The organism is Pseudomonas sp. S3_A09, assembly GCF_054668065.1.
This window is the reverse complement of sequence record NZ_CP162752.1, coordinates 631,505-655,962: the sequence shown is the minus strand read 5'-3', so window position 1 is coordinate 655,962 and position 24,458 is coordinate 631,505. Positions and strand designations below refer to the sequence as shown.

Genomic DNA, 24,458 nt, shown 5'->3' with positions numbered 1-24,458 from the left:
AGGCTTTACTGTTCAGTCAATGGAGTTACCTGGAGTGCTCCCTCTGTGTCGTTTTCATCCTCGTTGACGGTGTACCAGGCCCAATAGGTGGTGCGCCGCATGAATCCTCCTGCGGTCAGTGTCTGTGTCGGGCGTCCGAGGGGGTCATAGAACTGTCGGTCGCAGTGGCCCAGTTCGCGCATGGATTGATCGTTGACGTAGGCGTGCTTGTCGGCGAAGTAGGGGCGGTAGACGCGAATGACCAGGCCCTTGTTGTTGTATTCGACACGCTCACTGACGCGCCAGCGGGGGTCGGCTTGCACTTGGCGCAGCTGTTTTTTCAAGGTGCCGGGTGCCTTATCGGGTACCTCATCGACCAGCAGGTTGCCCTTGTCGTCGACCGCATTGGCCAGGCCTGACTCAGTCTTTTGCTTGGTCTGCAAGGTACGACCAAAACCATCCCAACAGGTCAAGGTCATGCGGATCTGTTGGGCGGCATCGTCCGGGTAGCGGTCGGCCTGCAACATGAGCCCATGCACCGGGGTCCGACGGGCGTTGTCGATCAACGCCTTGAGTTGTTTGTCGCTGTCGCTGAGCCCCTGGCGACCGCTACCCTGGCGCGCTCGTGCGCCCAGACGTGCCCTCGCGCCCGCGCGGATATGCCCGCTGGGGAGCAGGTAGGCTTTGGCGACCCACTCTGGCTTGACCAGGGCCAAGTCGACCGCGCCCATCCAACTGAATGGGGCGTAGCAGTGTAGGCGGGCCATGCTCTGCAACACGCTTTGCGCGTGTTCTATGGCAAACCCGGGCGTTACATCCTTGAGCGGGCGGTAGCGCTCCAAGGCGTCGAAACCCACGTTGAGGCTTTGCTCGCGACCGCGAAAGGTGTTGACGAGCATTTGCCCGAAACCGTCATACAGCGCTTCTTGAATATTGCCATTGGGGTCGACAATTTTTGTCGGCAGCAGCAATCGATAGTCGTATTCGGCTTTGGTCACACAACCGTCGGGCATTTTTACACGCACAGTTTGCAACATGTAGGGGTCATGGTTGAGCGTTGTTTCACCATGGGCCTCGGTGGCCCGCAGCGCCCTTATCCGATAAAACTGGGTGGCCTTGCCATAGCGGGGAAAGTGCCGGCGAATCGACCACAGGCGATTTTCCTTGGGCGGCACCTCGCCGGGGAAGAGAAAAAACAGCTCCATGGGGTGATAGCCGCTGTCGCTGAGCTTTTGCACCAGGTCCACCGCAGGTTGGTTGGGCATCGCCGGTATGTCCTTGTAGACATTTAGGGCCTGGTCATCCAGCTCTGCGCTTTCCTGGTAATCGGTCAAGGCCTGGACAGTGGCGACGCCCGGCTCCAGGGTTTTACCGAGGCCACCGGCTTGCCGATAGCGTTGCACCGACAGGCTGCTCAGCTCACGCTTGGCACCTGCGGCCAATGGCCCGTCGAGGTTGTCGATGAACGCCTCATAGGCGATACGCTTGAGGTCTAACCCGCCAGCCGCTGGGGCCTTGCCCAGCACCAGGGCGTTGTGTCGTTGGCGGTAGGGCAAGGCCAGGCGCCAGTGCGGTGCGTCGTCCAAATGAATGTGCTGTGCCAGCGTTTCGCTCAGGTAATAGAACTGTTGCGCGCTGTCATGGGTATCGTGCCACCAGCGCTTGTGATGCTCGTCGACCAACACGGTGGGCGGTGAGCTGTCAGCGTTTGTACGGCGGGCATAGTGCAGGGTGACGCCGTGCACCAGGTAACCATAGGCATCCCAGCGCAGGTTGATCTGGTGCTGGCACACGGGATCATCTTCCACCCCTTCATATTGATAGCTGATCGACTCCAGGGCTAATGGCAGTAGCCGGGCGTAGGGTGTATGGGCGCTGTTCGGCGCCAGTTCACGGATCAGATAACGCTGTTGCGTGACGGTATAGGGCACTGCGTCTTGCGCCGGGTCCGCCGCTGTCACCTCTACCCGTAGCACGCTGCCGCTGAGTGCGCGCGCCACTTCGCGTGCCAGCGACGGCGCAGGATCGCTGATCAAGTCGTCGTGATGATCCAGCGGCTGCGCCCCGGACGTCGCCTTGTATCGGCTGACCAGCGTGCGTCCCATGGCCTTGGCCTGTGGGTCGTGAGTGCTATGGCCGAGGGTGGGCATGTCGATGGATTGCCCGGTATGAAACCAGGTTTTGGTGCGCACGGGTGCGCTGAAACCCTGGAGGTGTTGTGTGTCTGTGCTGCTTTCGGTGTCGGTTTGCAGCACAAGCCCGAAGCCACGAAATTCGCGGTCCGTGCGGTCGTAATACGCCTGGCGATAGCGCCAGCGTTGGGTCAGTTGGTTGCCGGTAATTTCGTCTCGCTGGGTGTGTTGGCTGACCAGCAGCAGCGCAAAGGGTAATTGGCAGAGAGCAGGCTGGCCGTCGGCGGGGCGCTCACGTTTTTCATCCAGCCATTCCTGGGCACTGCTGCGATACTTGATCGAGGCCTGAGCCCCCATGTTGTTGTCGGTGTGCAGGAGCAGCCAGGGCTTTCGGGTAAAAAAGTCGTAGCGCCAGTGCATGGGGGTCTGGTGGGCGGCGGTCAGGATCAGGCTAGGGCAGCCCAGGCCGGTCACGTCGACGACGTTGACCTGACAGTGGTCGTCATACCGCACGCCCTCGGGCCATGGGATTTTGATCGGCTGTACCTCGAAGCCGTTGCCGCCTTTATTGAGGAAAATACTCAGGTGGTCGGCGCTCAAATACAGCAAGTCCGTAGCGCCACCTCCATTCAGGTCGACCAGCAGTACATGGGTTGCCTTGAACATTTCATAACGGAACGGCAGCGTGGCCAACACAAACCCTTGGGCAAAACGTCCTCGACCCAGGTTTGGCCAACATTTCACTTCGTTATGACGTATACGCACCAGATGCTGCTGGCCCGTGGCAAGCACATCGCTGAAGGCCACCAGTTCGTTGGGCGAGGCAGAAATGATCGGCAGGGTATCGTCGAGCGTATGAGACACCTCAATGGCGGGTTCAAAGCCTTTTTTTTGGCGATTGGCATACAGGCGCACGCTACGGGGGCCGATCATGGCAATGTCGGGATGTCCCGTCCCCATCAAGTCGGCGAGTACTCCCTGGGGATGGAAAAACTCCGACGGGAACGCATCGAACGGCGTGAAGGTTGACCAGTTGCGCTGTTCGTCCAGGCTGAAAAAGCCGCTCATTCCCGGGTGGGCAACCAGCCAGTCCAGGCGGCCATCGCCGTCCACATCCGCCAGCGCCTGGTGGATGGGCCGGGTGCTGTCGGCGACCGGCACCCGCGCCAATTCCTGGGCTTCGCCGTAAATCACCTCGTCGCCGGTTTTCGTATGCTGCGGCCGGAGGGGTTCACGGTAGTACCAACTCCTGTCAGCGCGATACAACACACCCGGTAGGCCGTCTCCATACAGATCGACCAATTGATAACGATCGCTGTCATGCAGACCGCGCAGCGAACTGAAGGGCTGATAGCCGCTCTTGTCCACCTTGAGCTGGCTCGATTGGTAAAAACACTCCAGCGGCGGGCGGCTCACGCTATTGCCCGCGCTGTCGAACGCCTGCTCATGCACTCCCATCAACAGGCTGACATGGCTGGGTGCGCGGTATTCCAGCAGCAGACGGTTGACCAGCACCGGGTCGGCGCCCATTTGCGCTTCCTTGGGGAAGTGGTGAAACATCAGCATCTGGTTGCAACAGCGCAGGGTGCGTAACTCGAAGCCGAACGAAAAATCCGAGCAGGGGTCGGGTCGTGCCGGCCATTCCCGCGTGGCCTGGTACGTCGGCCGCTTATCCAGTTCAAGGTCACGTTCGCCATAGTCAAAGAGCAACTGAAAGTGCCAACCCATGTCCGGCTTATCGTCGGTCTGCCAGAGGTAGAGCTGTTCCTGCTCCTTGGCGGTGAAGTTGCCGTAGCAGACGCGCTCCAGGTAATGCTGGGCTCGACAGTCCCTCGGGTAGCGTGAGGGGTCGGTTTCTTGTTTGTAGTGATAATAAATGTGCTCGCCGTGGGCATTCAGGCTTTCCTGCAACAACCATTGCGCCACGTGGTGTGGGCGGTCCGGATCGGCAATCCGGGCCAATGGGGTCTTCCCGTAAAAGTGCTGACTACCATCGGCACTTTGTATCAACCAGAAGCCTGCTGGATCGGTTGCACTATGCCAGTGCTCGATACGGTCGAAGCGGCTCTCGAGCCTGGGAAAGTACCGCGTGACCGTGTAGGCGATGGTCAGTGGAAAATCATTGAACGCGGTCTGGCGACGGCTGACGATTGCCCCTTCGGCGTCGCGCTCGGGTAGCCATATTTGCGCGTCGAGGCCCACTATTACGTCGTGCTCCGTGTAGGCCGGCACGCCATGGGAAGTACGCCGGCTGACGGCAGGCAGGGGCACGCTCCAACCCAATCCGAAGGGACCGTTACCGGCGCCGCTGTGGTAGGTCAGCGACAGGGCTGGTGCATAGCTGCGTGCGGGAGAAACCGGCAAGGGAATTTCAAAGGTGGCCATGCCGCTGGCGCCGACATCGCCCCAGCCTTTGCCGGTGCCTTGAATGGCACCGCCGCCTTTGGGCAGGGCCGGGGTATTGACCTGCAGGTTGAGTGTATCGTCGTTCATGCCCTGCTCCCGTTGGCAGCCGGCACCCTGGCGGTGTAGCGCAGGTGAATGACAATGTCGTTGATTGATTCAAGGACGGCTTTTTGCCGGGCAGGATTGGGGAACTCCAGGATCCAGTTGGAGATGACCCCGGTGTATTCAAATGGCAGGTAACGTGGATCGTTGTCGAAGCTGAGGGTAAACAGGCCGTTATCATCCAGCCCGCGTGACAAGGCGATTTGCTGGTGTGCCCTGAAGTCGTTTTTGGTGATGCCATCAGGCATCTGAATTTTATTACTGGTTTGGGTCAATGTCGCCTTGATGTCTTCATAAGGCCCCAGCGTGGCGGGAAGTGAGACGCTGACGTGCTTGATCCGTCGCAGGGTGTGTCCAGGATAGTCCTCATCCAGTAACGCCTGGGTTAGGGAAAAACCAATCGTGCCGCCGCTTACCAGCCCCGCCTTATGCTCGGTCCAGGTTTTGGCGGCTTGAGACGCCTGCCCTTTGGTTACGACCGAGCACTCGATCAAGCGATGGCGCAGTGACACGGTTTTGCTGATTTCCAACTCCCGTGGCGTGTGCTGCAGGTATGCAGTGTTCATTTTTACCAGGTTCAGTTTCAAGTTTTCAGCACTCAACAGTCCTCGGGAGGCGTGGTGCCAGGCTTCACCTTGAAAGAACTGCCGGCTTTCGGCGGTCTCATACTGCCAGCAGGCTTCAGCGGCCAGGCACAGGGAGTGGACGCTGTCATACAGTGCGTAATAGAACGTGCTCAGTTGCGCAGTGAGCCATTGATAAAGCTGTGCCCCTGTAAAGCGCATGCCGAGGAGTTCGTAGGCTGACTTGGCCTGGGCCAATGCGCTGTGGGCGCTGCGCAGTTGCAGGCGAGTGGCTTTTTCCTGCTCGGCATGCACCAGCAGCAGGGCGTCGATCTGGGCCAATTCCAGGCGGGCCTGTTGTTCGGCGTGGGCCCATTCCTGGGCACGACGATTGAATTGCTCGGTGCGTTCCAGCTCGTTACCGTTGGCGCGGGCGGTGTTGGCCTCGCCCTGGGCGAAGGCCTGGTAGGCTTGGAACGCGCCCTCAAAACGCATCCCCCCGAACGACGTACCGAAGATATTGGGCGCGAGCATGGCGGCACCGGCGCCCATGCCGGCAATCGCGACTTTTCTCTCCCAGGCGGCGCTCTCCAGATAGTGTTGGCCGGCCGACATTTCACCGGTGCTGATGCCTTCGCTGAGCTGGTGCGCCAGGAAGTCCAGTCGCCCGTGGACGATTGCGCGGCTGCGACGTAGTGCGTCTTTGTTTTTTTCGTCGATGGCCAGGGCCTGGGTTTGCTGGGTCAACACCAGCTCGGCGAGTTGCCAGGCGTTCTGTTGCTGCACCTCAAGGTAGTGCGCCTGTTCCTTGCGCTCGATCAGCGTGAGTAGCGTGGTGCCGAACTGCGCCAGGCTGTCGACTGCGCTCAAGGCATGCCCCTGCATGACCTGGAACCGGTAGTGACCCACTTCAGGCCGGACCGGTGACAGGGCACTGGCGCCACCCGTGGCGCTCTGTGCGTTTCGCGTCAGCAGGGCCGCGGGGGGCAAGGGGGTCGCAAAGAGGGTTTGGCGCAACGGCTTGCCGGCAATGTCCAGATGATGGCGCAGCCCATGCAGGCGACTTTCCAATGTGTCCCAGCGTGTGACCAGTTGCGTGTTCAACGGGCGGTAGAAGTAGGGGCTGTCCGTGAGCCAGGTACGTTGCCCGGTGGTTTCACATTGCCGGGACAGTAGCGCGGTGTATTCGGGCTGTTGTTCCAACTGGCGTACTGCCGGAGAGTCCGCTTGCGCCAGTGTGCGCAATGTGCGCGAGGTCCAGGCATCGGCACGTGTGATTGTCGGGCGCAGGCCGAGCAGGTTCTGCGCCTGGATGTACCAGAGTTTGGCTTCGGCCAGGCTGTCGGGGCTTACCTGGCGATAGGCCGCATCGCCCCGGTTGATCAGAATATCCACATTGAGGAGGTACAACGCCTTGCGAAGGTAGGTCGGAAAACTGAGAGCCAGGTAATGCGGGCTCTGGGGGTGTTGGCAGGCGTAGCTCAGCTCAACGGTTTTGCTGAGCAACACACTCAGCGCCCCGGCGTCTGTTCGGCGAGGGTCGAACAAGTAGTGCAACCAGGTTTCAGCCTGAGCGTATTGCTGCTGCTGGTTGAAGCAATGTGCGAGGGTCCAAGGCAAATAGATGAACAGCTCCCGCAAACTTTTGCCGTGCGCACCCTGGAAGTCCAGGGGCACGCGTGAGGCGTCAGCCGTCAATGCCGGTTCCGTCCAATCCTCAGGGGACCGTAAAAATAAGGGGTCGAAGCTGAGCAAGGCAGTCTGGATCAATTGACTCGCAACGCTGGTATTGAGTCGGATTGCCGGGATCTTCCGGACGAAGCTTGTGGAAAAATCAATGGATTCGACCGTCTCTCCGGTTGTTTGCTGCTGGCGCATGATGCGGGGGGAATGGGCAGGCTCGTCGACGGTAAGGGATGTGTCGAGGGTGCATTTGACAGCCTTGAGCGCATAGCCGAGGACTTTCACCTCGTTCTCTTGACTCTCCAGTGTGATGACGCCATGGATCACCGTGATGGCTGATGCGGTTTGCTCATCGGATAACGTTATCCGTGTACTCGCCAGATGCCCGGTTGCTAATTCTGGGAACGCGCCCGCCAGGCTTTCGTGTTCGACGTCCGTAAAGTTAAGGATTCGGGCGGTGTTGTTATTGATGGCTTGCGGGGTGGGTACGTCTTCCAGTTTGGACTGCATGATGACGTGCTTGTAGAAACGCACCTTGGGCATGGAAGTGTTGACGGACTCAAGCCTCAGGTCATTCATGAAGTGCAGTTTTTTGTTGGCGGCCTCATCACCTGGCAGGGCGTAGCCGCTGTAGCGGTCGAGTATCGCCAGGAAGGGATCCTGATGATGGGTATATAAGTGGAGGAATGCATTTTTGTTGAGAAACTTCCCGGCCAGGGAGTATTCAGTGACGGGCTTAACTTGATTTTGTTGTCCCGGTCTCATGTCCGGCATCGTGTTCATCTGCCCCACAAGGTTCAACAATATGGAGTTTTTGTCATAGATGGCGTTGGAAAAGCTTTTTCCGGTCCTGGGGTTTTTAAAGAACATCGAGTGGTAGGTGGCGCTTCCGACGGGGTGTATCGCGCAGTCGATCCTGATGTTCGAGCCGCTCATGAGTTCAACTTCGAATGAGGTCGGGTCATGCAACGCAGATTTGGTGACCAGGGTAATGCTGAACGCGGAGTACTGGGATGCAAGGGTGATGCTGTAAGTCTGCAGAAAGGGCTGAATGGTTTTCGAGGTGAAGACGAACTCTTTGGTGACCGGATCAAAGCTTGTGGTGGCGGTATCGGCAGCCTCTATATCCTTGCTTCTGAATTCAAAGTCCCACGTCTTCTGGTGTTCGATCTCGAGTGCTTGAGCCGCTAAGGTTACGGTTCTTTTGTCCTGCTCCAGCGCTACGCGTGTCTTGAACTGTAAGTTGTCCTTGTTTATATCGAAAAACAGGCGGAAGTATTGGTGGGCAAACGGAGGGAGTAACACGCTGGAAAATACGCTGCCCGGGTCGGCGCCACCCAACAACGCGGTCTGCAGTGGCGTGTTCTTTGTAGCCTCATAGGCTTCCAGCAACCTGATGGTTTCCTGAGCGACGTCTGAGCCCGGCACGATCTTGTATCGGCCAGGGCTGCCCGCAGAAGCGACGATTTTTATACCCAGTGACTGATCGACGCTGATGGCCTGGAAAAAATCGCCCATTTGGTCGCTGCCATGATTCAGGGTGTTGGCCCTTATCCCCAGGAATAGGGTGTGAGGGGCGCGGCTATCAACCACGGCAACGGTCTGCGTGATGCTGATAAGTTGCGCCGACGTGAGTGCGTTGATGCCCCGCGTAACGCAGTGCTCTTCCAGGCCCGTGTGCGGAAGGCTCCAGGTGCCATCCAGTTTTTTATAGGAAAAACACAGGCGAAACTTCACGAACCGGCTGTTCAGCCACTCAGTCTGGCGTTGTTTTTCGTCGTCGCCGTTGTCCTCGTAGTCGCCATTGCCGTTTCCCTGTGCCTTGAAGGATTGGTAGGGCGCAGGCTTGATGCTCTCGGCCCAAACAATAAACAGCCGATGATTGAACAGGACCGGGCGAATACTGTGATCGGGTGTATCGGCGGAAAACGTCAGGTTGACGGCTTCCCAGTCTGTCCAGGCCAGGGGCGCAGGCGCGTCAGGCTTGCCGGTGGAGCGTTTGGACAGGTCCAGTGAACGCCAATAATAGAGGTTGTCGGTGGCGGACTTGCCGACGAAGTAATAGGTGCTGGTATCCAACTGCGCGACATTGCCGTCAATGTAGCCATTGAGCGTATGAATACTGGCGATCCCTTCGAACCGTGACAAATAGCCTTGTATGGCGTTCTGCACAGTGTTGGGTTGAATTCGATGTTGGTTGAGGTCGTTTTCCAGTTGCTGGAAGCTCTCGCTCTTGTCCTCACGCAGTGTGGGGTCGAGAAAGTTATGCGGGTGATAGCGCAGTTGCTGGCTGGCGCTCCACAGGGGGTAGGTGTGCAGGGACTTCTGCCAGGCCAGGCTCTCGTGGGGCGACATGCCCTGGGTCTCATAACCCGGTTCGAGGCCCGAGTGAATCCGGTTGATGTAGTGCTGCAGGCTGGTGATCGCACTGGCGACCGGGCTGGTCGGTACCGCCTGGCTGATCTGAACGTCCAATAGCCAGTAGTCGTACAGGTCGTTGGGGGTGCGCAGCGAGTCTTTAAGCTCGGTGTCGATGCAATGGGCCAGATAGTAGGCGAGCATGGCGTCACGCCAGGCTTCACTGAGGTGCTGGTCGAGGGTCTCAGACATGATCATTCCTTGAGTCTGCTGGTTGAGAGAAAGCCTTTACTGACGTGCGGCGATGATGGCTTCGCCCACGAGCTTCCATTTATTGAAGTCGCTGGCGGTATCCAGCTCGCTGGCGTCGAGCAGCATTTGGCTGGAGAGGCGGGTGATGGTGCAGGCTTGCCGGCAGCGCATGATCCAGTCCAACTGGTCCATGGACTTGACCCTGTGTGTGGGCAAGGTCTCAGTGAGCGCCCGCAGTTCTTTTTCGTCCCACCCCAACCATTGACTTAGCCGGGTATCGAGGGGTTGAGACCCGATGCTGTTGGCGCTCTCGAAATACTCCAATAGGCTGTCCTGTGCCAGGCCATACCTCTCGCAGCAGTCTCTGAAACGCTGCAATAGATAGAGCGTGCCAAGGCTCAGCTCGACCAGTTCTGTGGGGGATTTTTCGCTGTCCAGCCAATGGGGGTTGATCAGTAATTGACGCAGTGACGTGCTGTTAACCGGCAACGGCAACAGCGTGGTGATATCCGGCGCCAGCAGGATCAGGTGGGTGGGCTCAGTGTCCGTTTTTTTGAAATGTAGCCTGTAGTAGCGCTTAAGCTCATTGCTGTAGAGGGCCGGCGCCGGGTTTTCCAAAAACTCTTGGATGCACGCCTCAAGCCCCTTTGGGAGTAAATCGACCCAGCGCTTGAGCGCCGAGTTATCAGCGGCGGGCTCCAGCAGCAATCGCTGGCGCAACTGCGTTACGCTGGTGTCATTGTCCCTGAGCCAGGTGACGGCCCAGTCCAATCGCATGAGCACATCGAGAAAGTCCATCTCGTTGCTTAATGTGGGGGTGGCCAGCTTGCTCCAGGTGGACGGGCCGAGCAGGTCGGCCAGTTGTTTGCAGTGCAAGACAGAAAGGCCGAAAACCTGGGCGATGCGTGCCAGCCGATAGATCCCGGAGTACGTGACCAGGTTCCTGTGGAGAGGGTTGGGGAACGCGTCTGTCAGCAGTTGCAGCGAGTCCGGTGTATCACTCAACGCCAACGCGGCGCAAAGCTGCTGGCGGGTATGCGAATCGAAGGTTTGGTCGTCCAGCGGTAGCGGTCGCCCGGACAATAGTGTGCGATTGAACACCTGATCGAATAAGGCGGGCTCGTTGGCGCTGGCCTGCACGGGTAGGCGATCCAGCCACGCCGAAAATTCCAGCGGCTTGAGCCTGTAGCGTCCACGAAGATAGCGGTAGACCCCCAGTGCGCGCAGGGTGGTGTGGCTTATCTGAAGATCGGCGTTGGCTGTGCCCTCAAGCACCATGGTGCTGACGATCAGCGTATCGAGTTCGGCGAATGGCAGATCGACCCACTTTTGCAGGCGGATCATCCGATGCAGACGGTCGAACCGATCGAGGCTGGTATTGAGTAGTGTCGCTGTTTTCTCGTCGGCGGATTGGCCGACCTCTAGCTTGGGTAGACGGTCTGTGCCATTGACATAGCGGGCACCATAGATCAGCAACTGTTTAGACGCCGAGAGGGAGGCATGGGCGGCGAAACTGTTTTGCGCCAGAAGGGCTTGTAACTGGGTAGTGTCCAGCGCCGTACATTTCAGAAAGTCGTCAAGGTTTTCTGGAGCACTGGGTCTGCCAAAGTAGGTTTCAAACAGTGTGCTTCCCGTGACGTGCGGCTGCGTCAACAGTTCTTGCTGTTGGGGATTCAGTTCGCTTAGCAGGCATTGTGCGTCACTGTTGCGCGTTTTGACCGTGCCATACCGTGTGCTGCCGGCATCGTCAAACGGCAACCGCTTGCTGATTCGATAATTCAATTCACCCAAGGCGTGCTGGGTTCCCGACAGTCCCAGGCGGCATTGAAGGTGATGATGGTGGTAAGGCAGTGTCAAGGGGTAGCGTTGCTTGCTGAGCAGCGCGCGCACCTTCTCCTGCGGGTGATGGAGTTTGATCTGTTTGCGCAACATGTCATCGATCAGCGTCAGCAGCGGGCGCTGGGCAAAGGTCGTGTCGTGGTCAATCGGTAAATTTTTCAGCTCTGGGCGCCGTTGGCTCAAGAGGATTTTGGTTTTCGTTCCCTTGCCGTTTTTTTCAAGCTGAGTTGCAAAAAGAAACAGTGCTCGCAGGTAGGCGACAGGCGAATCGATAGCGGCGATGGCATCGGGGTGGCAGGCATTGCCCCAGTCCTCATTGAGCAGGCTGGGCGCGCTCGGCTCAAGGTCGCGTTTGCTACGGGCATGAGGGGTGTTCAATGGTTGTTGGTCGTACAGCCATTGCAACTGAGTGGTGTAGGAGCATGCGTTTGTATAAGCCTGGGCGCCGTCGTCATCATTGTACTGGGCCAGTCGACGGATGAACTCGGCCTCGGGCAGCTCGACGATGTCGAAGACGCTGGTGAAGCGGAGCAGATCCATGGCAGTGGTGAAGTCGACCTTCCCAACACTTGGAGTAACGGGCTGTTCCACCAGCCTGGCCAATAACGAACGGTTTAAGGTTTCCATGTCATCGATCTTCCTGTGAGCCCAAAGGTGGATCCACTGGGCGACGCAAGACGCTATCACGCAGGTGGCTCGGGCCGAGGTCAGCCAAAGGCGTGAGCGTGTCAGGGAAATATCGTTAACGGAGTGTCGATGCGGTGGCGTCGCGGTTTTGCTAGAATGCGCGCCGCGCGACGTGGTTCGCGTTTTTAGCATCCGGTTCACCCCTTACGAGGGTAGCCACCTGGAGAGAACACCCATGACTCAACCGATTGTCGTGGCGGCACTGTATAAGTTCGTCACCCTCGAAGATTACGTCGCCCTGCGCGAGCCACTGCTGCAGGCGATGGTCGACAACGGCATCAAAGGCACCTTGCTGATCGCCGAAGAAGGCATCAACGGCACCGTTTCCGGCAGCCGCGAAGGCATTGACGGCCTGATGGCCTGGCTGAAGAACGACCCGCGCATGGTCGACATCGACCACAAAGAGTCCTACTGCGACGACCAGCCGTTCTACCGCACCAAGGTCAAGCTCAAGAAAGAGATCGTGACCCTGGGCGTCGAAGGCGTCGATCCGAACAAGAAAGTCGGTACCTATGTCGACCCGAAGGACTGGAACGCGCTGATCAGCGACCCAGAGGTGCTGTTGATCGACACCCGTAACGACTACGAAGTGTCCATCGGCACCTTTGAAGGCGCGATCGATCCGAAAACCACCAGTTTTCGCGAATTTCCCGACTACATCAAAGCCAACTTCGATCCGGCCAAGCACAAGAAAGTCGCCATGTTCTGCACCGGCGGCATTCGCTGCGAGAAAGCGTCGAGCTACATGCTCAGCGAAGGCTTCGACGAGGTCTATCACCTCAAGGGTGGCATCCTGAAGTACCTCGAAGAGGTGCCGCAGGAAGAAACCAAGTGGCAGGGCGACTGCTTTGTTTTCGATAATCGCGTGACCGTGCGCCACGACTTGAGCGAAGGCGACTACGATCAATGTCATGCCTGCCGCACACCCGTCAGTGTCGACGACCGCGCCTCCGAGCATTATGTGGCGGGCATCAGTTGCCCGCATTGCTGGGATAAGCTGCCGGAGAAGACCCGTCGCAGTGCGATCGACCGGCAGAAGCAGATCGAGCTGGCCAAGGCCCGCAACCTGCCGCACCCGATTGGCTTCAACTACAAGCAAACTCCTTCCGAGGCCTGAGCCATGTCCGCGCGCCTGCTCTATGTAATGGACCCGATGTGTTCCTGGTGCTGGGGCTTTGCCCCGGTGGCCAAAGCGTTGGTGGAGCAGGCCCAGGCGGCCGGTGTGGAGCTGCACCTGGTGGTGGGCGGCTTGCGTACCGGCAGTGGCGCGGCACTGGAGCCGACCACCCGGCGCTACATTCTGGAGCATTGGCAGGCGGTCACTGACGCTACCGGCCAGCCGTTCAAACGTGAAGGCGCGTTGCCCGACGGTTTTGTGTATGACACGGAGCCGGCGTGCCGGGCAATTGTCACCGCCCGCAGCCTGGCGCCGGATTGCGCCTGGAAGCTGCTGGGGCTGATCCAGCGTGCGTTCTATGTCGAAGGCCGCGACGTGACCCTCGCCAGCGTGTTGGTGGAACTCGCCGAGCAGGCGGGGATCCCGCGTATCGAGTTCGCCGGCGAATTCGACCGCGCCGAGCAGCATGCGGCCACGGCGGCCGATTTCACCTGGGTGCAGGACCTGGGCATCGCCGGTTTCCCGACGCTGCTGGCCGAGCGTAATGGTCAACTGGCCTTGCTGACCAACGGTTACCAGCCGCTGTCCGAGCTGTCGCCTTTGCTGGGCCGATGGCTGGAGCGAGCCACCTGTGCATGAACCCGCCCAGCGCACCGATCGCCTGACCTGGGCGGAAATTCGCCGCCTGGCCCTGCGTCACAAGAAATCCCTGTGGATCGCCAACGGCGTCGCCGTGCTGGCGACCCTGTGCAGCGTACCGATCCCCTTGCTGTTGCCCCTGCTGGTGGATGAAGTACTGCTGGGCCACGGCGACGCAGCCCTCAACGTGATGAACCACGCGCTGCCGCTGGGCTGGCAGAAAGCGGCCGGTTATATCGGGCTGATGCTGCTGGTGACCCTGTTCCTGCGCTGCGGCGCATTGGTGTTCAACGTGGTGCAGGCGCGGCTGTTTGCGCGGCTGGCCAAGGACATCGTGTACCGCATCCGCGTGCGCCTGATCGAGCGGCTCAAGCGTATTTCCCTGGGCGAGTATGAAAGCCTGGGCAGCGGCACGGTCACCACGCACCTGGTCACCGACCTCGACACGCTGGACAAATTCGTCGGCGAAACACTGAGCCGGTTCCTGGTGGCCATGCTCACGCTGGTGGGCACTTCGGCGATCCTGGTGTGGATGCATTGGCAACTGGCGCTGCTGATCCTGCTGTTCAATCCGCTGGTGATCTATGCCACGGTGCAGTTGGGCAAGCGCGTCAAACACCTGAAGAAGCTGGAAAACGACAGCACTTCACGTTTTACCCAGGCCCTGACTGAAACCCTGGACGCGATCCAGGAAGTCCGCGCTGGCAATCGCCAGGGGTTCTTCCTGGGGCGTCTGGGCCAGCGTGCCCGGGAAGTGCGCGACTACGCGATCCATTCCCAGTGGAAAACCGACGCCTCCAGCCGCGCCAGTGGTTTGCTGTTCCAGTTCGGTATCGACATCTTTCGCGCAGCGGCCATGCTCACCGTGCTGTTCTCCGACCTGTCCATCGGCCAGATGCTCGCGGTGTTCAGTTACCTGTGGTTCATGATTGGCCCGGTGGAACAGTTGCTGAACCTGCAATACGCGTATTACGCGGCGGGCGGGGCGCTGACGCGGATCAATGAGTTGCTGGCGCGTGCCGATGAGCCGCAATACGCCGGGGGCGAAGACCCATTCGTTGGGCGTGAGACCGTCGGCATCGAAGTACGTGGACTCAATTTCGGTTATGGCGAAGACCTGGTGCTTGACCAGTTGAACCTGGCCATCGCCCCCGGCGAGAAGGTGGCAATCGTCGGCGCCAGCGGCGGTGGCAAAAGTACCTTGGTGCAACTCTTGCTCGGCCTCTACACGCCCCAGGCCGGGACTATCCGTTTTGGTGGTGCCACCCAGCAGGAAATCGGCCTGGAGACGATTCGCGAAAATGTCGCCGTGGTGCTGCAACACCCTGCATTGTTCAATGACACCGTGCGCGCCAACCTGACCATGGGCCGTGAGCGCAGTGACCAGGCGTGCTGGCAGGCACTGGAAATTGCCCAACTGGATGCTACCGTCAAGTCACTGCCCTTGGGCCTGGACAGTGTGGTGGGGCGTTCCGGCGTGCGGTTTTCCGGCGGGCAGCGTCAGCGCCTGGCGATTGCTCGGATGGTGTTGGCCGAACCGAAGGTCGTGATCCTCGACGAAGCGACTTCCGCCTTGGACGCCGCCACCGAGTACAACCTGCATCAGGCGCTCGCACGCTTCCTGAGCGGGCGTACTACACTGATCATTGCCCACCGCCTGTCGGCGGTTAAGCAGGCAGATCGAGTATTGGTGTTCGACGGCGGTCACATTGCCGAGGACGGTGATCATCAGCAATTGATTGCCGATGGCGGCTTGTACGCCAAACTCTATGGACACTTGCAACAAGTGCGTTGATTTAGCCTGGGCTGAGCTATCGGAAGCGGATATTCGCGTGCGTATCCAGCAGTGCATGTGCAAGGGACTTCATGAAGCAAAAGCGGACTCTCGGAACGCCAAAACTGTTGGGCATCGTCTGGCCCTTTATCGCCGTTGTACTGTTCCAGGCATTGTTGGGCTGCGTCAGTCTCTACGTGCTCTCGGCAGTGCGTGGCTATGTGGCCGGTGAAAGCCTGTGGTCCAAAGGCCAGAAGGACGCCATCTATTACTTGACGCTGTACGCTGATAGCCGCGACGAAACCACTTACCTCAAATATCAGCAGGCCATTGCCGTGCCTCAGGGCGGCCACGAACTGCGCACTGCCCTGGACCGTCCTACCCCTGACCTGAGCGCCGCACGCCTGGGTATTCTCAAGGGCGGCAACCACCCGGATGACGTGTCCAACCTGATCTGGCTGTACCTCAACTTTCGTCATTTCAGCTACCTGGAAAAAGCCATCGAGTTGTGGGCAGTGGGCGATGGCTACCTGATGCAACTGGATGACCTCGCCCGTGAAATGCACGGCGCGATCACCCGTGATCAGGTCAGCGCCAACGACGTACGCCAGTGGAAAGCACATATCGTTGGCATCAACGAAGGTGTGACGCCGGCCGCCAAGGCGTTCAGTGATGCGTTGGGCGAAGGCTCGCGGATGATCCTGCGGTTGCTGCTGATCACCAACCTGGCCACGGCCCTGGGGCTGATCGTGCTGGCACTGTTGCGCACCCATAAGCTGCTGACCCAGCGCCACGCGTTTGCCGACGCCCTGCAACAAGAGAAAGAGCGTGCGCAGATCACGTTGGAGTCGATTGGCGACGGGGTGATCACCACCGATGTCGACGGCGCCATCACCTACATGAACCCGGCGGCCGAAGCGCTGACCCACTGGAATTCGGCCCAGGCTCAAGGTCTGCCCCTGGCTGCGCTGTTCAACCTGCTGGATGACAATGCGCAACCAGACGGCTTTACCCTGATCGAACATATCGTCAAGGGCCAACTCAGCGGCGGCAGCGAGCATTCCAAAACCATCCAGCGCCTGGATGGCAGCACGGTCTCGGTGACGCTGGTGGGCGCGCCGATCCGCAGCACCGGCAAGGTCACGGGGGCGGTGCTGGTGTTGCATGACATGACCCAGGAGCGGCAATACATCGCCAACCTGTCCTGGCAGGCGACCCACGACGCCCTGACCGGCCTGGCCAACCGTCGCGAATTCGAATTCCGCCTGGAACAGGTACTGCATCCCACCGCCCAGCAGAATGGCGGGCGCCATGCATTGATGTTCCTAGACCTCGACCAGTTCAAGCTGGTCAACGACACCTGCGGCCACGCGGCGGGGGACGAGTTGCTGCGGCATATCTGTGCGCTGCTGCAGTCGGACCTGCGCGAAGGCGACACCCTGGCGCGGTTGGGCGGAGATGAATTCGGCATCCTGCTGGAAAACTGCCCGGCGGCGGTGGCAGAAAAGATTGCCGAGAGCCTGCGCCACACCGTGCAAAACCTGCACTTTGTGTGGAAGGGCCGGCCGTTCATGACCACCGTCAGCATTGGCCTGGTGCACCTGGGGCACACCCCGACCACCTTGGAAACCTCACTGCGCGCCGCTGACATGGCGTGCTACATGGCCAAGGAAAAGGGCCGCAACCGCGTGCAGGTGTACCACGCCGACGACTCGGAACTGTCGCTGCGCTTTGGCGAAATGGCCTGGGTGCAGCGCCTGCACATGGCGTTGGAAGAGAACCGGTTCTGCCTGTACGCCCAGGAAATCTCGCCCCTCGGGCAGACCAATGGTGGCGATGGGCATATTGAGATCCTACTGCGGCTGCACGACGAGGCCGGACGCATCATCCTGCCCGACAGCTTTATCCCCGCCGCCGAGCGTTACGGTCTGATGACGTCCCTGGACCGCTGGGTGGTGGAAAATGTGTTCAAGATCATCAACCGGTGCATGCAGGAGCGGCCGGGGCTTCCCATGGCCATGTGTGCGATCAACCTGTCAGGCATCACCATTGGGGATGATGACTTCCTCGGTTTTTTACGTGAGAAGTTTCATACATACACTATTCCGCCGGGCATGATCTGTTTCGAAATAACCGAAACCAGTGCTATTGCAAACTTGGGTAGTGCGATCCGCTTTATTAATGAACTCAAAGCCTTAGGTTGTCATTTCTCGCTGGATGACTTTTGTGCCGGAATGTCCTCATTCGCCTATCTCAAACATTTACCTGTAGACTTCCTGAAGATCGATGGAAGTTTCGTAAAGGATATGCTGGACGACCCGATTAACCGCGCGATGGTCGAAGTGATCAACCACATCGGCCACGTCATGGGTAAGCGCACAATTGCTGAATTTGTCGAGACACCGCAAATCGAACAGGCATTACTCGAAATTGGTGTGGATTACGCTCAGGGCTACCTGATTGAACGACCGCAATTGTTTACCTTTGATAGCTTGCAGTGTCGACCTGTGCGGCCGCAGCCTCTGTTATTCAAGGCGCCCGGCACATTCCGCTGAAACATTTGCTGGTCTGTACAATCACACTTAAAAAGGAGCCTTAACAGTGATCGACACCTTCATCAGAACCGGCCCGCTTATGGAAGCCTCCAGTTATCCGGCCTGGGCTCAGAAACTGATCCTGGACAGTAGCGAGAGCAAGCGCCGCGTTGTCGAACACGAACTGTACCAGCGCATGCGCGACAACTCGCTCAGTGCCAAGACCATGCGTCATTACCTGATTGGTGGCTGGCCTGTGGTGGAACAGTTTGCCTTGTACATGGCACAGAACCTCACCAAGACCAAATTTGCCCGCCATCCTGGGGAGGATATGGCGCGCCGCTGGCTGATGCGCAATATTCGTGTGGAACTCAACCACGCCGACTATTGGGTGCATTGGTCCCGTGCCCACGGGGTCAGCCTGGAGGACCTGCAGGCCCAGAACGTGCCGCCGGAGTTGCATGCGCTGAGCCATTGGTGCTGGCACACCAGCTCCGCCGATTCGCTGATCGTGGCCATTGCCGCGACCAACTATGCGATCGAAGGGGCTACCGGGGAATGGTCCGCCGTGGTGTGTTCGACCGGCGTCTATGCGGCGGCTTTCCCCGAGGAAGAGCGCAAGCGTGCGATGAAGTGGCTGAAGATGCACGCCCAGTATGACGATGCGCACCCATGGGAAGCGCTGGAAATCATCTGCACCCTGGCCGGGATGAACCCGTCCAAGGAATTGCAGACGGAGCTGCGCCAAGCCGTGTGCAAGAGCTACGACTACATGTACCTGTTCCTGGAAAGCTGCATGCGTCTGGAGAAAGAAAAAGCTCCGGCCGTGGTGCGCGAGCGCCAGGCGCGGGTCGTCAGCGAAGCGTGATGTAACGGTGATGGCGGGGGCTTACCCCGCCATCGCCAGGCGGTTACGCCCTTCGCGCTTGGCCACGTACAAGGCGCTGTCGGCCCGACGCAGCAGGCTTTCGGCGGACTCAGCGGCCAGCAAGGTCGAGCAACCCAGGCTCACCGTCAATTCAATCCGCGTGTCATCCGCCCAGTAATCCTGGGTCTGTGCCGCCTGGCGCAGGCGTTCTCCAACCATCGCCGCCGCATCGCGACCCGTGTTGGACAGTAGGATCAGAAACTCTTCCCCGCCAAACCGGAACACCATGTCCACATTGCGCAACTGGCCTTTGATCGCCGCGGCGACGGCGCGCAGCACGTTATCGCCAGCGGCGTGGCCGTGGGTGTCGTTGATGGTCTTGAAGTGGTCGATGTCCAGCATCAGCAAGGACAGCGGGTTCAGGTGCCTGCGCGCCATGTCGATTTCCCGTTGCAGGGTTTGGTCCATGGCGATGCGGTTGCCGGTCTCGGTCAGCGGGTCGCGCAAGGCACTGCGGGTGGCGGCGCGGTAGAGCAGGGCGTTACGCATCGGGTAGAGCAGGGTGGCCAGCAGGGATTCGAGTTGGCCGAGTTCTTCTTCCGCCAGGCGCTGGTTGCGACGAAAGATCAGCTCGCCCAGGTGCTCGCCTTCATGGCTCAGGCTGTAACTCACTGAATGGTGGCCACGATGGCCGAACTCCAGGCGCAAATCGCTGGCTTGATGGCGGTATTGCAAGGCGTCCAAGGGCACCAGGCGCTGGATCTCACGGAAGAACACCCCGAGGATGCGCTCCGGCTCCAGGCTGGTTTGCAATTGCAGGCCCAGTTGCTGGCGAAGTTGGGCAAGGGTGGTGGGGCGACGTGGTACGAGAGATGGTTGACCAAACCCCAGGCGTTGCAATTTGGCAGTATCGAAGTCAATTGCGTTGGTCTGGGTGGGTGTTTTCATAAACGATCGGCCTCTAAGCACTTGGCTGTCTTACAGGCTCGATGAGAGTGGCGAGTCCCAAGCGTCTTACTGTTCCTTCAGTTCCGTAAAACATAGGTAACAGTCTAGACCGCTTTGCAATGGGTTATAACCCCTGGGCACTGCCGCACGTCTTGTCATCGCCTTACCTGCTAGAACAGGGTTAGAGCGAGATTCATGCCAGAGAGGTTCAACTTAATAAAAAGTCTTATAAATCAAGCGACTGTTTTTACCGCCAAAAACAGTCGCTGAAGGATGACGCCAGTTAATTGGCAACTCGGCGGTGGTCTTGAAGTTTCTGTGGATCGCAGTGTTTATCGGGAATAAATAACGCCGGAATGACACCACAGATAAAATAAGCGCCGCCCATCACCCGCACACCACTGCCCATGGCGCCATGGGACGCCAGACGGCCGCCGGCACCACCGTCTTGCCGCCAGGCCCGCGGGATCGTCGAGCAGCAGGGTTAAACCAAGGTGGAGCGATCGATCTGCGCGATGGAGGTCACGCCGGTGAGGGTCATGGCCACGCGCATTTCCTTGGCGAAGATGTCCAGCAGGTTTTCCACGCCGTGCTGGCCGTCGGCGGCCAGCGCATAGGCTGTCGCGCGACCCAGCAGGCAGGCCTTGGCGCCCAGGGCCAGCATGCGTACCACGTCCAGCCCGGAACGGATGCCGGAATCCACCAGCACCGTGAGGTCATCGCCCACGGCATCGGCAATCGGAGGCAGGGCCTTGGCGGTGGACAGCACGCCGTCCAGCTGGCGACCACCATGGTTGGAGACCACGATGCCATCGGCGCCGAAACTCACCGCGTCCTTGGCGTCCTGGGGGTCGAGGATACCTTTGATGATCATCGGGCCTTTCCAGAATTCGCGGATCCACTCCAGGTCTTTCCAACTGATGGAGGCGTCGAAATTGTTCGCCAGCCAGCCGATGTAATCTTCCAAGTGAGTGGGTTTGCCCAGGTATTTGGAGATATTGCCCAGATCATGGGGGCGCCCCATCAACCCCACATCAAAGGCCCATTGCGGCTTGGTGACGGCTTGCAGCATGCGCCGTTGTGCCGCGAACGGCCCGGACATGCCCGAGTGCGCATCGCGATAACGCGCGCCGGGCGTTGGCATGTCCACGGTAAATACCAGTGTGGTGACGCCCGCGGCTTGCGCGCGCTCCAGCGCGTTGCGCATGAAGCCACGGTCCTTGAGCACATACAGCTGGAACCAGATCGCCTGCGCGCTTTGCGACGCCACCTCTTCAATCGGGCACACCGACACCGTCGACAGGCAGAACGGAATGCCCTTGTTTGCCGCCGCCTTGGCCGCTTGCACTTCGCCACGTCGTGCGTACATGCCAGTCAGGCCCACCGGGCTGAGGATCACCGGCATGTCCAGTTCCTGGCCGAACAGCGTGGTCTTCAGGCTCAGGTTGTCCACGTTGCGCAGGATGCGCTGTCGCAGGCTGATCTCGGCCAGGTCCGAACTGTTCGCGCGCAGCGTGTGTTCGGCGTAGGCGCCGCCGTCGATGTAATCGAACAGGAAACGCGGCAGCTTGCGCTTGGCGGCGGCGCGGTAGTCGGAGGCGGAGGAGATAATCATTATTAGGGGCTCCACAAGGCAAGGTGCAGGCAGGATAGGCATTTCTCTGGCATGATAAAAACAACTTTTATCGATGGTAGTCAGTCGCCAAAGGAATACTGATGAACCTGAGAACATTACGCGCCTTTGTCGAAGTGGTGCGCCAGGGTGGTTTCTCCCAGGCGGCGGAGGTGGTGTCCCTGACCCAGTCCTCCGTCAGCAAGGCCGTCAAGACGTTGGAAGATGAACTGGGCACACCGTTGCTCAATCGCCTGGGCCACCGCAACGAACTGACCGCCGCCGGCGAAATCGCCTACCGTCGCGCGTTGGTCCTGCTCGCCGAGCGCAACGACCTGGTGGCCGAGATCAACGACCTGCGCGGTTTAAAGCGTGGCGTACTGCGCATCGGCCTACCGCCGGTGGGCTGCGGTGTGCTGTTCGCGACGATGTTTGCGACCTACCGCAGCCGCTACCCGGACATCGACATCGAGCTCACCGAGTACGGCAGCAAAAAGCTGCGCGAGTGCCTGGAAGCGGGGGAGGTCGACCTGGCGGCGCTGCTGCTGCCAGTGGACGAAGATTTCGATTACCAGCCCGTGCGCAATGAGCCGCTGATGGCCGTGCTGCCCATGAGCCACCCGCTGGCCCACCTTGAGCGGATCGACTTCACCCACCTGGCCGATTCGCCGTTCATCCTGTTCGAAGCCGGTTTCGCCCTCAACGCCAAGATCCTCGCCGCCTGCGAGCGCAAAGGCGTGACCCCCAAGGTGACGGCCCGCAGCGGGCAGATCGACTTCATCATCGACCTGGTCGCCGCCGGCTTGGGCGTGGCCTTCGTGCCACGCATGCTGGCGTACAAGCATCAACACGCCGGCATCGCCCTGATCCCCTTGGACGAACCCCACACCGACTGGCACATCGCCCTGGCCTGGCGCACCAGCGCCCACCTGCCGCCGGCTGCCTTGGCCTGGCTGGAGTTGGCCAGGGAGCACGCGGTTTCAACCGGTCATCCGATTTAATCGCGCCGAATGCCAGAGAAAGCTTGACTTCTCCTTTTCAATCAGTAACATACGGCGCATTCCGCGATAGCTCAGTTGGTAGAGCAAATGACTGTTAATCATTGGGTCCCTGGTTCGAGTCCAGGTCGTGGAGCCAGATAGCGACATAAAAAGAAGCCTGCAGAGATGCAGGCTTTTTTTTGCCTTGGATTTCTCCGGGGTGATCAAGGCGCGCAGTGTGACCCGCATGAAGGTGTCAGTAATGCTGCTCAACCTTTGCAAACCTGGCGATTACACGAATGATCTTTTCGCCACGTCACCGTTTGTAGAGGCAACACGGGTGATGACGGTCCTGGATCAAATCAACGAGCGTTGGGGCAGGGGGACACTGCGCTCGGCCAGTGTGCCGGTTGATCCGGATTGGGGCATGCGTCGAGAGATGATGAGTCAGAGCTATACAACTAGGCTTGATCAGCTCTGGTCGGTCGATTGCAGGTGAGGGCTGATACCTATCAAGCTCTGTTATTCGCGCAGGGCAGTTAACGGCCCAGAGTGTGTAAAAACACCAACCGTGCTATCGCCGCCGAACTCAAATGGGAAGGAATTCCAACGTTTCAAGGTCGATCTCAGCATAACGCCCCAAATCGGCCTTGTAGAGGTAGATCCTAGAGCCCCCAAACTCCGTCTGCAAGAAAGTGATGAGCTGTCTAAGGTTGCCGCTGGCATGCGCCGTGGTCGGACTTACGACAGTCGCACATCCTGGTTCGTCGTCGTAAGTTCTGATCAGGAACATACCCCCATCGCTCAGCACGCTGTAATTATGACCACGGTACTCATACCCTAAATCGTGGTCGACATCGTCAAAACGGGTAGATTTCACTATCTTCACAGCAGCATCCAACATTCGGGTTCCACAAGAGGATCGTCTCGTGAAGCGCTTTATTCAAGGGGAGCACAGAGGTCAAGGCACCTTACTTCCCGAAAGCCTCGACGACTACGTCAGCGATACCAACCCGGTGCGTATAGTCGACGTCGTCGTCGACGAACTCGACCTGGTCAATTTGGGTGTCGACGGTGCTGTTCCTGCTCTTACGGGCCGACCTGCATACCACCCTGAGGTACTGTTGAAGGTCTATATCTATGGCGATCTCAACCGCATCTAATCGAGCCGACGCCTGGAGCGAGAAGCTCAACGCAACGTTGAGTTGATGTGGTTGACGGGTCGTTTAATGCCGGATTTCAAGACCATCGCCAACTTCCGAAAGGACAACAGCAAGGCCATCCGATGCGTCTGTCGTCAGTTCGTTGTGCTCTGTCAGCCGCTCGCATTGTTCGGAGAAAACCTGGTTTCCATCGACGCAAGTAAATTCAAGGCCGTCAACAGTCGTGACCGCAACTTCACTAGCGTCAAACTAAGGCGGCGAATGGAAGAAATTTAATCGAGCATCAGCCGCTACCTGGCCGCGCTTGATGCTGTTACCCGCCGAAGATATTGGTGCATGCGATGGTCGGTGGGTTACTTGCCCAGGCGACCGGTGGGGACTTCAAGACCGGCGCCCTGGCGGCGGGTATTAACGAAGCGGCTGTAGTTCACTTGGATTCGTTGGTTAGCGGTGATAAGAATCTGCTAGCTATGAGTTCTCAAATAGTCGGTGTTCTGGCGGCAGCTTCGCAAAAAGATGCTGATGCGAAGTCCATCGAGAAAGGTGGATGGATGGTCCATTGGTCTACCAGGGGGCGGATACGTTACTTTCCGCCGGTGCTGGCTTTGGGAAAGTCCCTCTCGTGATGGGAGCTTCGGATGGATTGAGGAAGGGTTCGATCTTCGGGGTTTTGGTTCCGAAGATGGATATTAATTTTTTCATTCCGTTGTTAGGCACGAAAACGCCATTTGGTACTGCGCTAGGTGTGTATGTCGGCGGAGTGGGTTATAAGGGCTACGGCTTTTACGAGGAGGCTAAGGGTGACGGTAAGTAAGTTGATGT

Annotated in this window: 13 protein-coding genes, 1 tRNA gene and 3 pseudogenes; 11 read left to right on the top strand and 6 right to left on the bottom strand. The window is 59.0% G+C overall.

Annotation, left to right across the window (positions count from 1 at the left end):
• Nucleotides 1–5: 5 nt before the first annotated feature.
• From AB4N92_RS03205 to AB4N92_RS03195, 3 genes are read right to left on the bottom strand one after another with little or no spacing between them, the layout of a single operon-like run.
• Nucleotides 6–4,604: a SpvB/TcaC N-terminal domain-containing protein gene (locus AB4N92_RS03205; RefSeq protein ID WP_236267123.1), complete on the bottom strand. Its 4,599-nt coding sequence runs from the start codon at nt 4,602–4,604 to the stop codon at nt 6–8.
• Complete coding sequence (locus tag AB4N92_RS03200; RefSeq protein WP_236298127.1) at nt 4,601–9,475, bottom strand: Tc toxin subunit A-related protein; 4,875 nt, start codon at nt 9,473–9,475, stop codon at nt 4,601–4,603. Before AB4N92_RS03200 ends, AB4N92_RS03205 begins: the two co-directional genes overlap by 4 nt.
• A 36-nt stretch (nt 9,476–9,511) precedes the next feature.
• Nucleotides 9,512–11,941 carry a Tc toxin subunit A gene (locus AB4N92_RS03195; protein ID WP_236267637.1) on the bottom strand — a complete coding sequence of 810 codons (2,430 nt, stop codon included), beginning with the start codon at nt 11,939–11,941 and terminating at the stop codon, nt 9,512–9,514.
• Between the two features lie 235 nt (nt 11,942–12,176).
• On the opposite strand from AB4N92_RS03195, the gene trhO reads away from it, so the two are divergent.
• The 5 genes from trhO (at nt 12,177) to AB4N92_RS03170 (ending at nt 18,933) form a co-directional block, all read left to right on the top strand.
• On the top strand, nt 12,177–13,118 hold the full coding sequence (trhO, locus tag AB4N92_RS03190; RefSeq protein WP_010208911.1) for an oxygen-dependent tRNA uridine(34) hydroxylase TrhO: 942 nt from the start codon (nt 12,177–12,179) through the stop codon (nt 13,116–13,118).
• A gap of 36 nt (nt 13,119–13,154) precedes the next feature.
• Nucleotides 13,155–13,757: a DsbA family protein gene (locus AB4N92_RS03185; RefSeq protein ID WP_175439633.1), complete on the top strand. Its 603-nt coding sequence runs from the start codon at nt 13,155–13,157 to the stop codon at nt 13,755–13,757.
• Nucleotides 13,750–15,552: an ABC transporter ATP-binding protein gene (locus AB4N92_RS03180; RefSeq protein WP_010208913.1), complete on the top strand. Its 1,803-nt coding sequence runs from the start codon at nt 13,750–13,752 to the stop codon at nt 15,550–15,552. The genes AB4N92_RS03185 and AB4N92_RS03180 overlap by 8 nt, the downstream gene beginning before the upstream one ends.
• 71 nt (nt 15,553–15,623) lie before the next feature.
• Entirely contained in the window at nt 15,624–18,086 is a 2,463-nt protein-coding gene (locus AB4N92_RS03175; RefSeq protein ID WP_021490788.1) for an EAL domain-containing protein, read from the top strand.
• A 79-nt stretch (nt 18,087–18,165) separates the two neighbouring features.
• A complete protein-coding gene (locus tag AB4N92_RS03170; protein ID WP_268934420.1) occupies nt 18,166–18,933 on the top strand; it encodes a TenA family transcriptional regulator in 768 nt (255 codons plus the stop codon).
• A 21-nt stretch (nt 18,934–18,954) separates the two neighbouring features.
• Here AB4N92_RS03170 and AB4N92_RS03165 read toward each other — a convergent pair whose 3' ends face one another.
• Complete coding sequence (locus tag AB4N92_RS03165; protein ID WP_010208916.1) at nt 18,955–19,881, bottom strand: GGDEF domain-containing protein; 927 nt, start codon at nt 19,879–19,881, stop codon at nt 18,955–18,957.
• 484 nt (nt 19,882–20,365) lie between these two features.
• Nucleotides 20,366–21,496 (bottom strand): FMN-dependent L-lactate dehydrogenase LldD, encoded by a 1,131-nt coding sequence (gene lldD / locus AB4N92_RS03160; RefSeq protein WP_010208917.1) that lies wholly within the window; start codon nt 21,494–21,496, stop codon nt 20,366–20,368.
• Nucleotides 21,497–21,597: 101 nt separating this feature from the next.
• Between lldD and AB4N92_RS03155 the strand changes: the two genes are divergently transcribed.
• The 3 genes and pseudogenes from AB4N92_RS03155 to AB4N92_RS03145 all read left to right on the top strand — a co-directional run.
• A complete protein-coding gene (locus tag AB4N92_RS03155) occupies nt 21,598–22,494 on the top strand; it encodes a LysR family transcriptional regulator (protein ID WP_021490785.1) in 897 nt (298 codons plus the stop codon).
• Nucleotides 22,495–22,554: 60 nt separating this feature from the next.
• A tRNA-Asn gene (locus tag AB4N92_RS03150) sits at nt 22,555–22,630 on the top strand.
• A 93-nt stretch (nt 22,631–22,723) separates the two neighbouring features.
• Nucleotides 22,724–22,972: pseudogene (locus tag AB4N92_RS03145) on the top strand (DUF4113 domain-containing protein); the annotation flags it as partial.
• A gap of 90 nt (nt 22,973–23,062) precedes the next feature.
• Here AB4N92_RS03145 and AB4N92_RS03140 read toward each other — a convergent pair.
• Nucleotides 23,063–23,377 (bottom strand): hypothetical protein, encoded by a 315-nt coding sequence (locus tag AB4N92_RS03140; protein WP_010208924.1) that lies wholly within the window; start codon nt 23,375–23,377, stop codon nt 23,063–23,065.
• A gap of 25 nt (nt 23,378–23,402) precedes the next feature.
• On the opposite strand from AB4N92_RS03140, the pseudogene AB4N92_RS03135 reads away from it, so the two are divergent.
• From AB4N92_RS03135 to AB4N92_RS03125, 3 genes and pseudogenes are all read left to right on the top strand, one after another.
• A pseudogene (locus tag AB4N92_RS03135) lies at nt 23,403–23,909 on the top strand (transposase); the annotation flags it as partial.
• Between the two features lie 44 nt (nt 23,910–23,953).
• Nucleotides 23,954–24,208, top strand: a pseudogene (locus AB4N92_RS03130) (hypothetical protein); the annotation flags it as partial.
• Nucleotides 24,184–24,450, top strand: a complete 267-nt coding sequence (locus tag AB4N92_RS03125; protein ID WP_010208925.1) for a hypothetical protein — start codon at nt 24,184–24,186, stop codon at nt 24,448–24,450. The pseudogene AB4N92_RS03130 and the gene AB4N92_RS03125, both read left to right, overlap by 25 nt.
• Nucleotides 24,451–24,458: the final 8 nt, after the last annotated feature.

What these genes read in the sequence shown, in the direction of transcription:
- AB4N92_RS03155 (WP_021490785.1), top strand. Translation starts at nt 21,598, where the DNA reads ATGAACCTGAGAACATTACGCGCCTTTGTCGAAGTGGTGCGCCAGGGT.
- AB4N92_RS03185 (WP_175439633.1), top strand. Translation starts at nt 13,155, where the DNA reads ATGTGTTCCTGGTGCTGGGGCTTTGCCCCGGTGGCCAAAGCGTTGGTG.
- AB4N92_RS03125 (WP_010208925.1), top strand. Translation starts at nt 24,184, where the DNA reads ATGGATGGTCCATTGGTCTACCAGGGGGCGGATACGTTACTTTCCGCC.
- AB4N92_RS03175 (WP_021490788.1), top strand. Translation starts at nt 15,624, where the DNA reads ATGAAGCAAAAGCGGACTCTCGGAACGCCAAAACTGTTGGGCATCGTC.
- AB4N92_RS03200 (WP_236298127.1), bottom strand. Translation starts at nt 9,475, where the DNA reads ATGTCTGAGACCCTCGACCAGCACCTCAGTGAAGCCTGGCGTGACGCC.
- AB4N92_RS03205 (WP_236267123.1), bottom strand. Translation starts at nt 4,604, where the DNA reads ATGAACGACGATACACTCAACCTGCAGGTCAATACCCCGGCCCTGCCC.
- AB4N92_RS03165 (WP_010208916.1), bottom strand. Translation starts at nt 19,881, where the DNA reads ATGAAAACACCCACCCAGACCAACGCAATTGACTTCGATACTGCCAAA.
- lldD (WP_010208917.1), bottom strand. Translation starts at nt 21,496, where the DNA reads ATGATTATCTCCTCCGCCTCCGACTACCGCGCCGCCGCCAAGCGCAAG.
- AB4N92_RS03140 (WP_010208924.1), bottom strand. Translation starts at nt 23,377, where the DNA reads ATGTTGGATGCTGCTGTGAAGATAGTGAAATCTACCCGTTTTGACGAT.
- trhO (WP_010208911.1), top strand. Translation starts at nt 12,177, where the DNA reads ATGACTCAACCGATTGTCGTGGCGGCACTGTATAAGTTCGTCACCCTC.
- AB4N92_RS03195 (WP_236267637.1), bottom strand. Translation starts at nt 11,941, where the DNA reads ATGGAAACCTTAAACCGTTCGTTATTGGCCAGGCTGGTGGAACAGCCC.
- AB4N92_RS03170 (WP_268934420.1), top strand. Translation starts at nt 18,166, where the DNA reads ATGGAAGCCTCCAGTTATCCGGCCTGGGCTCAGAAACTGATCCTGGAC.